Origin of the sequence: Kosakonia sp. MH5 (assembly GCF_009935945.1) — a bacterium.
Lineage (GTDB): Bacteria > Pseudomonadota > Gammaproteobacteria > Enterobacterales > Enterobacteriaceae > Kosakonia > Kosakonia radicincitans.
Genome location: NZ_QODH01000007.1, coordinates 174,629 through 187,423 on the forward strand (window position 1 = coordinate 174,629; position 12,795 = coordinate 187,423).

A 12,795-nucleotide genomic window follows, 5' to 3' on the forward strand; every position below is an offset into this window, starting at 1 on the left:
TAAAGAACCCAGCCTATGGCTGGGTTTTTGCTTTTCTGCTTCCGGACTCTCCATCGAACTTCATTCGATTATTCGCCGCAAGCGGCTCACCCCTTCGGGGCCAGCGCGACAAGCTCGCTGTTCAACGCCTGACGGCGTTAGTCCAGGCCCGGGTGTAAGCGCACCCGTTTTAATTCCACGCACTTTTGCGACCCCGGCCATATTTGACCCAGGTCCAAAATCAGCATAATGCTAAATCAGAGATCTTCACCTTTATGACTCTGCCCGAAATCCTGCGCCATTCAGATACAGAATCACTTTGCAGTTTTTCCACCATCAATTCATATTCCTGACATAAAGCCTGATTCCCTTTATTACATTGCGATAATCATTCATTTTCAATTTATCGCCTCACCATATATATCCCCTAACCTTAGGGGATAACGAGCTATTCTCAGCGCCATCGGACACCTAACACCAAATAAAAACTCCGACAATAAATCATTCACTTCCCTCAGTCCCGGAACCATCATCAATCATCGTCACGCGACCATTTTCATATTTGAAACGGGAACCATCATCAAAGGCAATCACAGAGTTTTTTTGCCCCCACGACACCCATCTTAAAGGGGTATCATAATTCGCAGGTGGGTAAAACTCGTTTGAGATCACAACCTCTTTACCTGAAAAATCAAAAAGCCTATAGGCTCTGTATCGATACAAATCTCCGTATTTAGGGTCAGTTTTTATATATTGCGGAGTATTGAGGAAATAAATATAATTCTGCTTACATTGTTATTTTTATCTAAAATGAAACTATCTCCATTAGACTCCCGACCAATCTGGCTACCATCCACAGTGAGTATATTATTTCCATTGAGTGTAACATGCGATTTTTATCGTTCGATTCTTGACCCCAAATATACTCTAATTTCCCTAACGTTGTATTATCACAATTTGTCCTTTGAGTGCATTTTTCAAAAGCATATGATGAGGAGGATATCCATACCAGTCCTGCAATTATAGAACGTAAAACCATTACTTAGTGTCTCCTTTTATTTTTTCTATTACAACTTCTAAACCACCTGACGCCTGTTTTTTTGTGAACTCTATTTTCGGACAATAAAAATTTTGGAGATTGATATTGTTATTAATGTAATCTGATAACCACACCCTATGACCCTGAACATAACTCCCATAACCTTTAACTGATTTGGCAGCCTTTTTAGCCCCAACCTGCGCCACCAGTAATTTATGTGCATTTTCCTCTGTAATGGTTTTTCTGATAAACCGTTTTGCATCGCCAAGCCCCAGATGATGGGTCAGATAAAAGATCTTCGCCTTTTCTGCATCGTTCAGGCTTTCCACGTTGTAGCCTGCTGCCTGTAACTTAGCGAGGTTATATAGCCCGTAATCCACCGCCGCCATAATGATAAATTCCGGCTCAAAACGTAGATTAAGCCATGCCTGAAGCGCTTTTGTTGCATGAGGAGGGTAAGGCGTTACCCCCCTGAGTAATCGGTTATCGATAATCTGCTCTTTTGTCCACCATATATCAGGTGATATCTCAAACATCGGCAGGATGATTTGCTGGTGGGTTTTCGGGTGATATTCAATATTGTTCAGCGCATCCCGCTTTGGCTTATCTGCCAGTACGCCACGAACTCTTGCCTGCTCATTCAGATAAGTCCCTTCGCGAAAGGTTTCATCAAGCCACGTGGCATTTAAAAACTGCGTCATCCCTGCGGCGGAACTGGCGTAAACCACAACGCCTTCGGCTGATTCGCCCTGTTTCTCTTTTAACGCCTTTGCGGCTTTTGTTTTCTCCCGGCTTATTGCCACTGAATCTTTATTCCAGACACCTTTAATCTGAGCAGATTCAGCATTAATAACCGCGGCAATACTCTGCGGAATAATCCCGCTGCGTTCTGATGCGGCTATTATCTGATCCCAGTAACACAGATTTGCCCCTAACTGGAGATCATACCGGTTTGGACAAGTATGATTGATCTGAATAACGGGATTGCCCTTGCTGTCCCGTCCACTGACCACCGTGTTGACAGGATGTTTATCAAGATCAATACGGCCTGCGCGGTCTTTAATGGGTTGAGTCACGCCCTTTACCCGTACTTTCGGGCTGGTCAGTCTGATATCACTTTTTCCTTCTGACGGTATAAATCTTGCCACCTCCTTAATACCGTGTGCGCCATTCACAAATACGCGGATCTCCTCCGCTTTCGCCATGACGTAATCCTGAATCCGACCCAGTTCATCCGTCACCGATTCAAGCACATCGCCCACCGCCGACTCGATTCTGACCTTAAACCTTTGCAGCGGTTTTTCTATCAGGTCCTCAAAGGCAAAGGAGAGCGTGCAGGAGGTATCAGCTTGTGCTGCCAGAGTGTCGATCTCCGTCTGACTCATGCGGTACTGACGAACGGGGAGTTTCAGCACCTGCCCCGGAAAAATAAGCGACGGATTACGGAGATGGTTCAGCTCCACCAGCTCTTTTACGGTGCAACCATGCTCCTGCGCTATTTCACTGAGCGAATCACCAAACTGTACCGTCACCTCGGTTGCAGACGGGTTGAGCGATACGGTGCTGTCCAGCGTCAGGGGTTTTTCGTGCGGGTCAACCACGCAGCGCCAGTCGGCTGACCAGCCCAGCAGGCCATCAAATTTACGGGGCATCACCTCCGCTTCCGGAAATATCGTTACGTAATTGTCTTCCCTGGCCATTATTCTTGCTCCTCCGGCATAAATTTAAATACAGGCGCACTCTCTGCCTCGCAGTCCTTCCCGCTGGTAACAGCAATAAACTGTTTGGGGGCGTTCCCCATCGCGGGCAAGTCAAGCGGCATGGCTACAGGGGCGCTAAGCCCGGAGTGTTTAACCTTGCGGATATACGTCCCCGTTGTACCGTATTCAATTTTTCCTTCCTCTAACTTCAGGTAGCTGCCGCCGCCAATCAACGTGATGCGCTTCTTACCCTGAAAGAGGATTTCACTCAGACTGGTTATTCTCACCGTTTGCTCTGCGCTCAGGTGCATGTTGCCGCCCTGTGCCTGGAACTGGACCGGACCTTCACTGGCAATGACGCTGAGTGTTCCTGTACGGGCAAACAGACCGATTTTATCGCCTGCCAGCGCAGCCACATTACCCATCGCGCCGATACTGATATCACCGCCCGCATTCATGGCGATATTTTCCGCTGCGGCAAGCTGCATATGTTCACCGCTGGTGAAAGCCAAACTTGCCGGACCATGGAAATGAATCGTTCCGTAAAGTGGCTTCAGTCGTTCATTAAACATCGCAATCTGGCTGGCAATATCCGCTTCCAGCGCCTGCGCCTGTTCTGCGGCTGCGGCTGCGGCTGCGGCCAGAGCCTGTAACTGATGACGGCAGATTTCAATTTCCCGCAGAGCGGTTTCCATATCCAGCACATCGCCAGCAGCTTTGGCCTGGCCCTCTGCGGTGACGAACAGCCCTTTTGCCACCCGAATCACACCGTATTCATCGGTGCGCAATTCAAAGCCGGAGCCTCGCGGTTTGCCCTGTTCGTCAGTGATATTCCCCTGATTAAGCTGTGAAGCGCCATACGGGGTGGTCAGCGCAATATGCTCTTCACCGCGCAAGTCTTCCATCCGCAGATCATTCCAGCCAGCGGTGCGCAGAATGTTCTGGCTGTGGTTATCACGGGTAACGATGTCAGCGTGTTCCGAATCATGGAAGGCAGACGCAATATATGGGCGGTCCGGGTTGCCATCGAGGAACGCCACACCCACTTCCGTACCGTCTGTCAGAGGCATATGCCAGCCATACTTATCTCCGGCAAAAGGCTTCATCATACGCAGCCATGGATAAGCAAATCCCGATTCACACTCTTCCAGATTGAAGTCCATCCGTACCCGGTAACGCCCGGTTTCATCCAGATACGCGTAAGGATTGTTTTTGTCACGACTTTCCACCCGACCCGGAATCGTACCGTGAATCCCGGGACGAGGAATTTCAGCAGGACGGAAACAGTATTCTTCCCGATATGGCATTCCCCACACCGACACATACAGGCGGGTGTCCCGCGAACCGCGATACGATGTAAAGGCGATAATCACCCCGTCTTTAAGGTCGTGCAGATTTGCACCAACAGGGTCAAACACCCTCCCCGGACTCAGCCAGTAAGCGTTGCTGAACAGGTGAAGGTAAGCGAATTGATTCAGTTCGCGCTCATGGCGAATACGGGCATAAAAGGCTCCACTTTCAGTTTCAGGCTCCGGGTCGGAGTCATCTCCGGCGTTAAGATAAGGTTCCGTATAACGATAATGCTCGCCTGTCGTAACGACTGGGGAACGCACAGAGACAGCAGCATCCATTGGATCCAGTGCCTTACGAGGATTGTAATCACGGGCCGAAACTTTCTCCGTCACCACGTTATGCCATGTGCGCACACCCCAGCAGCAGAGTTCCGCACCATCATGCAGGCCGGAAGGTTCATGGTATGGCAGGGCACCGTTAAAGATATAGTGGAGCTGGCTGTCCCCGAAGAGCGTAACATCAAGTTCTGTAACGTCATTTATTTCCTGACGGAACCAGATGCCCACGTCAGACAGAATGCGCTGAATAAACTGCAGGTCGGTTTCACGCCACTGGGTTATCAGTTCACGAACCGGATAATGCCGGGAAAGCGTAAACGCAAAATCCGCCCCCTCCAGCCCGTGAGAACGCAACACCTGCGCCACCACTTCAGGTACAGAAAGGTGCTGATAAATAGCGCAGCGACGGGAGCGGGAGAGCAGAGCAAGGCGTGATTCCAGAGTAACGGCGTAATGTGACTGGTCAGCACTGGTGGAGAGCCATTCAAGACCGGTAATGATGCCATGCACCACTTTGCAGCCCCGCATATGGAAACTGGCGTATTTCAGCAATACGTCCTCTCCCTGAACAACCTGTGGCGTGGTGAATTCAATACGCCATGAAAAGGGTTGACTCAGTGCTTCTGTTCCCCTGAACCGTAAGACATCCGGTCTGACGGCGCTGTGATTGATATCCAGCGTGTAACGGGATAAGGAACCTTTCCCGGTGAATGCAGACTGATCCATCAGCATGCTTTATCCTTAATGAAGTAAATTTCCGGCGATAAACCCACCTTTCCATTAAGTTTATTGTTCTTTAATTAACCAGCCCACACAAGTAATCAGTTACTTACACACTTCAATAATAAGTAGCAGCGCCTTCTGTCATCAGACCGGCAATCAGAAATAATATTAACGAAACGCCAGACTTACCGAAGTCGGCATCAAGACTGCTCGTTGAGCAAGACCATCATTTTTGCTGCAAAAACAGCAGAATGAGCGGTTTCCATTAACGAAGGGGAATCCACTCAAAAGCTGAGACATTCCTGCGGGGTTAATAAGCTTCGCCTTCGCCGAAGGCGCCGTCCACCAGGCAAATTCTCGCTGCAAAATGCGCAGCAGCCTGCAGTGCAGCGGCGATATTACCGTGCTGACGTAAATGGAGCAGAAACGCAGTGATAAATGCATCACCCGCACCTAATGTATCCACTGGTGTTACCGTTTCCGGCTCCTGCTGATACCAGTTTTTACCGTCGAACAGGAGTGCGCCTTGCTCGCCACGCGTCGCGACCGCCAAACCGCTGCCTGCCCGCACCGCCTGCACCAGAAGTTCACGTGTTTCTACCAGCGACCATTCCGCACAGGAGAAAAATGCAGCGTCGAGCCAGCGGCATAATGGCAGCGCCTGCGCAATGACAAAGTCATCTGAGAAATCATATGAAAGCCATCCGGATAACGTCGCCAGCGCAGGTAGCTGCGCATCAATATAGCTGTAGCTGCTGGTGTGGATCAGCGAGAAATCATTAAGCCAGTCCATCTTTTGCAAAATGAAGTCCATCGATTCCGTCTGACGCACACCGCCGAGGTTCGAATCAAGAAACACCCGTTCCCCCTGCTCAATCGTCAGCCGCGCATAACCATTTTCCCCCGCAACCTGACGGCAATGACGTGTATCGATGCCGAACTTTGCCAGCGTACGCATCACATGGTCGGCCGCCGCATCGTTACCAAAAATGCCCAGATAGGCAGCCGATGCATCCAGCATTGCCGCATACACGCTGAAATTGAGCGCGTTGCCTCCTGGGTACCGTACACGCCGGTGCTCATATTTATCGACAACGTTGTCGCCTATGCCAATGACTTTCATTGATCGCCGCCCTTAGTAATCCACCACGCCCATATAGCGGCGGGTTGAGAGCGGATGCTGGCGGATATCAGCCAGCGCCGCACGGTAGTCGCACATGATGCTGTAAAACAGCACCGGGTTAAAGTAGTCCACCACGGATGCAGGCAGCGCATTCAGGCCCAACTCGCGGGCATCCACAACCTCTGTTTTGTCGTTATAACGATTCAGGAACGCCTGCGCACGCTGATCCAGAGCACGCGTGCGGCCTTCATTCATCAGGAGGATAAAGGGTACGTGATTATCGGTGACTTCAAATGGGCCATGAAAGAACTCTCCGCTGTGAATAGAGGCGGCATCGAGACGCTGCATTTCCATCAGTGAGCAGATGGCGAATCCATAGGCATGACCGTAGGAGGCGCCACTCGAAAGCACATAGAACAGGGACTCATGCTGATAGCGTTCTGCGAACGCAGCGCAGCGGGTTGCAACCTTAGCGCGGGCCTGACGGATCACCGTATCGATTTGCGCAAAACCATGCTGGAAAGCCTGCCATTCGGCAAAGCCTTCCACCTGATGCAGCATATCAACGCACAGGCTGAGGATCAGCGCCATCGGGTTTTCGGTGACAAGCGTATCATCACCCCATTTATATAACAGGTTATGGTCGGCCCATTGCAGCAGTTCCGCTTCCGCATTGTGCGTAAGCGTGATAGTGGCAGCACCACGTTTTTTTGCCAGTTGAGCCGCAGCCACAGACTCCGGCGTGTTGCCGCCATGCGAACAGACAATAACAAGTGACGAGGCACCTAACGCGCGCGGTGCGGCATGCACAAATTCATTGGCAGTCATCATCCATGAGCGCAGATTTTCACTCTGCTCATTGAGAAAATAATGAGCAGGATACATATCTACCAGCGAGCCACCGCAAGCGACCAGGAAAACCTGACGCAGCGGCTTATCCTGAAAATGGCTGCTCATCAGGGAGGTAATGATGGATTGGGTCTGCATGGCGTTAATCACCGTAAATGTTGAAATTGAAGTATTTTTTCGCTAAACGATCATAGGTTCCGTTGGCGCGAATCGCGGCGATCGCCTTGTTAAAACGGGCCTGCAAATCTTTATCATCCTGCCGTAACCCGATCCCGGTACCAGGCCCAAAGATCTCATCATCTTTGACCTGCGGCTGGATTAGCGTGAAGTTTTGGCCCTGTGGTTTGCTCAACAGCGCTTCAGTGATCACCACCGCATCATCCAGCGTGCCATCGAGGCGACCATTAATCAGATCGGCATAGACCGATTCCGCATCAGGATAAGCAACCACCTCAACGCCCGCGTTGCGCCAGTATTTGTTGGCATAACTTTCAAAAACCGAACCCTGCTGGACGCCAATACGTTTACCTTTCAGCGATGCCGCCGTGGGGGTGAGCGAACTGCCTTTAGCGGTAACCAGGAATGCGGGAGTATTGAAGAGTTTGTCACTGAAAGAGATGGCTTTTTTACGCTCATCAGTGATCGACAGAGAAGAAAGAATGGCATCAAATTTCTTTGCCTGGAGTGCCGGAATAAGCCCGTCGAAGCTGTTCTGTACCCAGGAGCATTGCACCTTCATTTCCGCGCAAATCGCATTACCAAGGTCGATATCGAAACCGATGAGCTGACCATTGGCATTTTTCGATTCAAACGGTGGGAAGGTCGGGTCGATACCAAAACGCAGTTGATCCGCAGCCACCGCCGTGTGTATGCAGCCTAACATTGCTATCGCTGAAGCAAGCCCGGCGATGGCTTTTTTAATTTTCATAGCTGTTCCCCAAATATTTAAAAATACCAAAAAACATACCACGAAGATTGATATACGCTCGATCTGGCGGATATAGCAACAATAATTCGCGAATAATGACCAAAAAAATTGCCGTGGTATGTTATGCTGAGTGTCACGCCATACCGATATCAATGATTTTTGTTTTGTATAATCAAATGATTGATTTCCTATTTTTTGCTTTCCATAACCGAAACAAAACAGACCATGAATAGCCCAGTAAAACAGACCAGAAGGCCGCGCAGGAGCTATCTCGACGCGCGCAAAAAATTACTCGGAATACTCAATTCACCCGATTTCAACAGCGGCGATCAGATCCCCGCAGAGCGCGAGTTAAGCGAGCTGTTAGGGATCAGCCGTGTGACAGTGCGAAAAATCATCACCGAATTGATTGACGAAGGCATGCTGGAAAGACGGGGTAATCAGGGAACCTGGTTGGTCGATACGGCGATTGAACGCCCTCTGCAACCTGCGCTGGGTATCAGTAAAATTCTTGAATTGAATGGCGCAGTACCCAGCAGCCAGTTGATCTACTTTCATATTTCCGCAGCCAGCGCCCGCATTGCACGGCTGCTGCACATTGAAGAGGGCGATCCTTTAGTGATGATCAAACGCCTGCGCCTGGCTGATGGATACCCTTTCTGCCTTGAAACCAGTTATTTACCTCAAGCCCGTGTCGCAGATTTGAGCGCTGATATGTTAGAAAAAGAAGGCTCTCTTTATCGCCTGCTGGCTGAGCGTTACGCTATTCATGATGTTTACGATGAAGGGACCATCCGGGCAGCGACGATGAGCGAAGAGGAGCATCAACTGTTGCAGGCAAAGCCAGAGAGCCCGGCGCTGGTCTATCGTGGTGTGATATACGATAGCCAGCATCAGCCAATTGAATATCTGGTCTCGGTTAATCATCCGCAACGCGTCGCTTTCCGCATCAATGGTGGCCTGAAGGAAGTTAACCTTCACGCGGGGACATAATACAAAGGTAAAAATAACCGGCAGCCGATTTTTTACGTTCTGCCTCAATCGCGGCACGTTGGCAGCCTGGTCAGCAAATCCGGCCACTGTGCAGCCCAGTCACTGCCGTGGCGCATGCCTGGAATCTGTATCACCTGCGCACAGCGCGTCCCTGTTGCCCGCTGGAAACGCTGCGCCACCGACAGTGGCACCGTGCTGTCTTCGGTGCCGCTGAAATGGATCTGCGGCAACGCGGAAAGCTGCGGCGCGACATCTATCGCGCTGGCGGCATCCGGCATGGCCGAAACATGATGGATCTGATTCACCATCGCCACATCGAGGTTCCCGGCCACTGTTCGTAACGATCGTACGTCGTGCCGACGTGCCGCCAGCTGCGCCGCAATCGTTGCGCCGCCGGAGTAGCCAATCAGTTCCAGTTGCACACCCGGCATGCGTCTGACAAAGCGGCTCAGCGCTTCATCCATGGCGGCAATCACTCGCGGCGCGAAGCGTTTGTCCGTCCACCACTCCACGGTGCATTCTGCGGGTAACGGTGGGCCAATATACTGGCAGGGGCGCGCCAGATAGAGCACATCAGGCGAAGGATCCGCCGCAGCCAGCTGTAATCCGACCGGGTTGCGCGGCGTGGGATCGCTTGACGGCTGCGTCCGGCTTACCCAGGCAAAACCATCTCCTTCGATATAGACACGCAACACCTTTGCTGACGGTGTCGTTTTACTGAAAGTCCGCAGCAAAAAGCGGCTTGTTTGCACATTTTCGCTGCTCATGCCTGCACGTTGCGCTAACGCGCTGGCAGAAATTCGCGCATCCCGATCGGCGCATCCGCAGGCCAGAAAAACCAGCATTATCAGCATTCCGGGACGCAAATTTTTACAGATATTGATCATGCGTTTTTCACTTAATCAGCGTACGTCGGTTATACGGTGTGCAATCAGGCGGCAATGAAAATCGTTGAAACAAGTGTGACCAGCAGGCCTGGCGCCGTTGATTCTCGTAATACTATCGGCACAATCAAAACAGAGCTTCACTTCTGTGCCTGTTATGTCAGCATCGTCAGCCCTGATAAAGTATGTGTAAGATACGATTGGTCGGGCGAGCGCTATCAGCGCAGACTTACAGCCCGTGCTGATAAATATATTCTGCACAATCCTAACCTGCCGCAGCGGCTCCCGTTTTTGCTTTGATGGTTTCTCTATGACAACACAGATGACATTGCAGGAAGCGCTACGCCTTGCGTGGCAACACTGGAATGCAGGACAAGCGCCGCAGGCCGAACACTACTGCCGCCAGATCCTCGCACAACACGCTGGCCAGCCGGATGCGCTGCATCTGCTCGGGCTTATCGCCCACGCCTGCGGTCATCTTGATCGCGCCATCGCCCATCTGCGTGAAGCCTGTTCAGCCCCGCAATTCTCCGCGCTCTACGCCAGCAATCTGGCGGAAATGTACCGGCAAAAGGGCGAGCGCGCCGAAGGTGAACAGTGGGCGCGAAAAGCCATCAGCCTCGATCCCACGCTGGTGAACGGCTGGAACAACCTCGGCATTTTATTGCAGGAGCAAGAAAAACTGGTTGAGAGCGTGCTGTGCCTGGAAAAAGTCGTGGCGCTGACGCCGGGCGCTGCGCAGGCACACGGGAACCTGGCCAACACCTTGCGTCGTCTCGGCCGCGTTGATGATGCGCTGGCCCATTATCAACGCGCGCTGACGCTCGCGCCGGATGAGCCGTCAATCCATAACAACGTTGCCGGGCTGCTGCTTGATAGCGGAAATACGGAACAGGCGTTGGCACACTGCCAGCGCGCGTTACAACAGGAGCCCCGGCTGGTCGGCGGCTGGATGACGCTGGTCAGCATTTACCTTGCGCGTGGCGATCTTACGGCCGCAGAGCAGGCGCTGGTACGTTTGCAGGGGCTGGCACCGCAGCACCCGGCAACACAGCAAAAACAGGCGCAGTTACGGCAGTTGCAGGGCCGTAATCGCCAGGCCGCCCCGACCGACTTCAGCGGCATACTGCAACAGGTTCAGCCGCTACTTGATGAAGGTCACTATCTTGCCGCCGAAACGCTGCTGCGCCCGTTTGTCAGCAGCGGTAATGGGCCACTGGCCATCTGGCAACGGCTGGCGCTGGCGTTGCGGGCGCAAGGCCAGCTGGAAGAGACGCTGGCGATCCAGAAAATGCTGGTTGATCATCTGCCCGGCGATGCGGTAGCGCGTTTTGATCTGGCCGAAACCCTGCTGCTGACCGGCGATCTGCCAAACGGCTGGCGTGAATACCGCCACCGCTATCAGATGCCGCATACCCGTGACATGTCGCGGCGGGTGCAGCAAGCGCCGCGCTGGCAAGGCCAGCCGCTGCCCGGCAAAACGCTACTGATTTTCGATGAACAAGGGTTCGGCGATACGCTGCAATTCATCCGCTTTGTGCAACAGGCAAAACGCCAGAGCCTGGCGCGCATTGTACTGGATGTACATCCGCAGTTGCTGGCGCTGATACGCCGCGCCTTTCCCGATGAGCAGATGCTCGGTCGCGGCGAACTGCCCCCGGCATTTGACGCCTATTGCGAACTGATGGATCTGCCTGGCTTGTTAAATATTCAACTGGCGGATTTACCGGCCGCGACGGGTTATCTGCATGCCGATCCACAACGGCTGGCGCACTGGCAGGCGCGTCTTGCCGGGTTACCGCGCCCGTGGGTGGCGCTGGTATGGGCCGGTCGCCCGACGCACGTCAATGACTGCCGCCGCTCGCTGTCACTGGCGCAATTTGCGCCGTTCGCCCGTACGGATGCCACTTTTCTGTTGATCCAGAAAGGCGACGCCAGCCAGCAAACACCGCCGGAAGGGATGCGTACAGAAGCGCTCAGCGCGGAAATTGAGGATTTCGATGACACGGCGGCCATTCTGTCGCTGGCGGATCTTCTGATCTCCGTGGACTCCTCGCCGGTACATCTGGCCGGTGCGTTGCAGCGCCCCTGCTGGACGCTGCTGCCATTTATTCCGGACTGGCGCTGGCTGATGCAACGGGACGACTCACCGTGGTATCCCGGCATGCGGCTGTTCCGCCAGCCCGCCATTGACGACTGGGCAACCACGCTGGAGAACACCGCCAGCGCCTTGCAGGCCTGGATAGAAACGCCTAGCGAAGGATGAGTCTTATTGTTTTCTAACGGTTTTCCGACGATAGTGACCTTTTTACCGAAACGGACATTTCGCTGATGAAGCCTGTGAATCGCACTGCGCTGAACACGGCAGCGTTTCTGCTGCTGTTGATCCTTCTCTATACCGGTCTCTCTGCCAAAGATCGTACCACCTGGCTGATGGAAGTGATTCCCGTGCTGATCGTGGTGCCGCTGCTGCTCGCCACCTGGCGGCGCTATCCGCTCACTTCGCTGCTCTATGTGCTGATTTTCTTCCACGCCATCATCCTGATGGTGGGTGGTATGTACACCTACGCCAAAGTGCCCATTGGTTTTGATGTGCAGCACTTATTCGGCCTGAGCCGCAACCCGTACGATAAGCTCGGCCACTTCTTTCAGGGGCTGGTGCCTGCGCTTGCGGCGCGGGAGATCCTGCTGCGCGGGCAGTACGTGCGCGGCGGCAAAATGCTCGACTTTATTGTCTGCTGCATCGCGCTGGCCATCAGCGCCACCTATGAACTGATCGAGTGGTGGGCGGCGCTGGCGATGGGCCAGGGCGCCGATGAGTTTCTCGGAACGCAGGGCGATCCCTGGGATACGCAGTCAGATATGTTCTGCGCCCTGCTCGGTTCGCTGACTAGCGTGTTACTGCTGGGGCGCTGGCATACACACTTGCTTAAAAAGTAAAACGTG

At 52.8% G+C, this 12,795-nt stretch carries 10 protein-coding genes; 4 read left to right on the forward strand and 6 right to left on the reverse strand.

Going from position 1 to position 12,795, the window contains the following annotated elements; all coding sequences use genetic code 11:
- Positions 1-1,017 precede the first annotated feature (1,017 nt).
- The 5 genes from DK872_RS18670 to DK872_RS18690 form a co-directional block, all read right to left on the reverse strand.
- Positions 1,018-2,718: a LysM peptidoglycan-binding domain-containing protein gene (locus DK872_RS18670; RefSeq protein WP_161518692.1), complete on the reverse strand. Its 1,701-nt coding sequence runs from the start codon at positions 2,716-2,718 to the stop codon at positions 1,018-1,020.
- Positions 2,718-5,075: a type VI secretion system Vgr family protein gene (locus tag DK872_RS18675; protein ID WP_237656220.1), complete on the reverse strand. Its 2,358-nt coding sequence runs from the start codon at positions 5,073-5,075 to the stop codon at positions 2,718-2,720. Before DK872_RS18675 ends, DK872_RS18670 begins: the two co-directional genes overlap by 1 nt.
- A gap of 307 nt (positions 5,076-5,382) precedes the next feature.
- On the reverse strand, positions 5,383-6,195 hold the full coding sequence (locus tag DK872_RS18680; protein WP_007372564.1) for a PfkB family carbohydrate kinase: 813 nt from the start codon (positions 6,193-6,195) through the stop codon (positions 5,383-5,385).
- A gap of 12 nt (positions 6,196-6,207) precedes the next feature.
- Positions 6,208-7,182, reverse strand: a complete 975-nt coding sequence (locus DK872_RS18685) for an SIS domain-containing protein (protein WP_007372563.1) — start codon at positions 7,180-7,182, stop codon at positions 6,208-6,210.
- A 4-nt stretch (positions 7,183-7,186) separates the two neighbouring features.
- A complete protein-coding gene (locus DK872_RS18690) occupies positions 7,187-7,972 on the reverse strand; it encodes an ABC transporter substrate-binding protein (RefSeq protein ID WP_007372562.1) in 786 nt (261 codons plus the stop codon).
- A gap of 297 nt (positions 7,973-8,269) precedes the next feature.
- On the opposite strand from DK872_RS18690, the gene DK872_RS18695 reads away from it, so the two are divergent.
- Entirely contained in the window at positions 8,270-8,965 is a 696-nt protein-coding gene (locus tag DK872_RS18695; RefSeq protein WP_161518719.1) for a GntR family transcriptional regulator, read from the forward strand.
- Between the two features lie 44 nt (positions 8,966-9,009).
- Here DK872_RS18695 and DK872_RS18700 read toward each other — a convergent pair whose 3' ends face one another.
- Positions 9,010-9,810 (reverse strand): alpha/beta fold hydrolase, encoded by an 801-nt coding sequence (locus tag DK872_RS18700; protein WP_237656215.1) that lies wholly within the window; start codon positions 9,808-9,810, stop codon positions 9,010-9,012.
- A 96-nt stretch (positions 9,811-9,906) separates the two neighbouring features.
- On the opposite strand from DK872_RS18700, the gene DK872_RS18705 reads away from it, so the two are divergent.
- The 3 genes from DK872_RS18705 to DK872_RS18715 all read left to right on the forward strand — a co-directional run bounded on the left by DK872_RS18705 (position 9,907) and on the right by DK872_RS18715 (position 12,789).
- Positions 9,907-10,149 carry a hypothetical protein gene (locus DK872_RS18705; RefSeq protein ID WP_139201290.1) on the forward strand — a complete coding sequence of 81 codons (243 nt, stop codon included), beginning with the start codon at positions 9,907-9,909 and terminating at the stop codon, positions 10,147-10,149.
- 10 nt (positions 10,150-10,159) lie between these two features.
- Positions 10,160-12,115 carry a tetratricopeptide repeat protein gene (locus tag DK872_RS18710; RefSeq protein WP_202626092.1) on the forward strand — a complete coding sequence of 652 codons (1,956 nt, stop codon included), beginning with the start codon at positions 10,160-10,162 and terminating at the stop codon, positions 12,113-12,115.
- Positions 12,116-12,180: 65 nt separating this feature from the next.
- Positions 12,181-12,789, forward strand: a complete 609-nt coding sequence (locus DK872_RS18715; protein ID WP_071532026.1) for a DUF2238 domain-containing protein — start codon at positions 12,181-12,183, stop codon at positions 12,787-12,789.
- Positions 12,790-12,795: the final 6 nt, after the last annotated feature.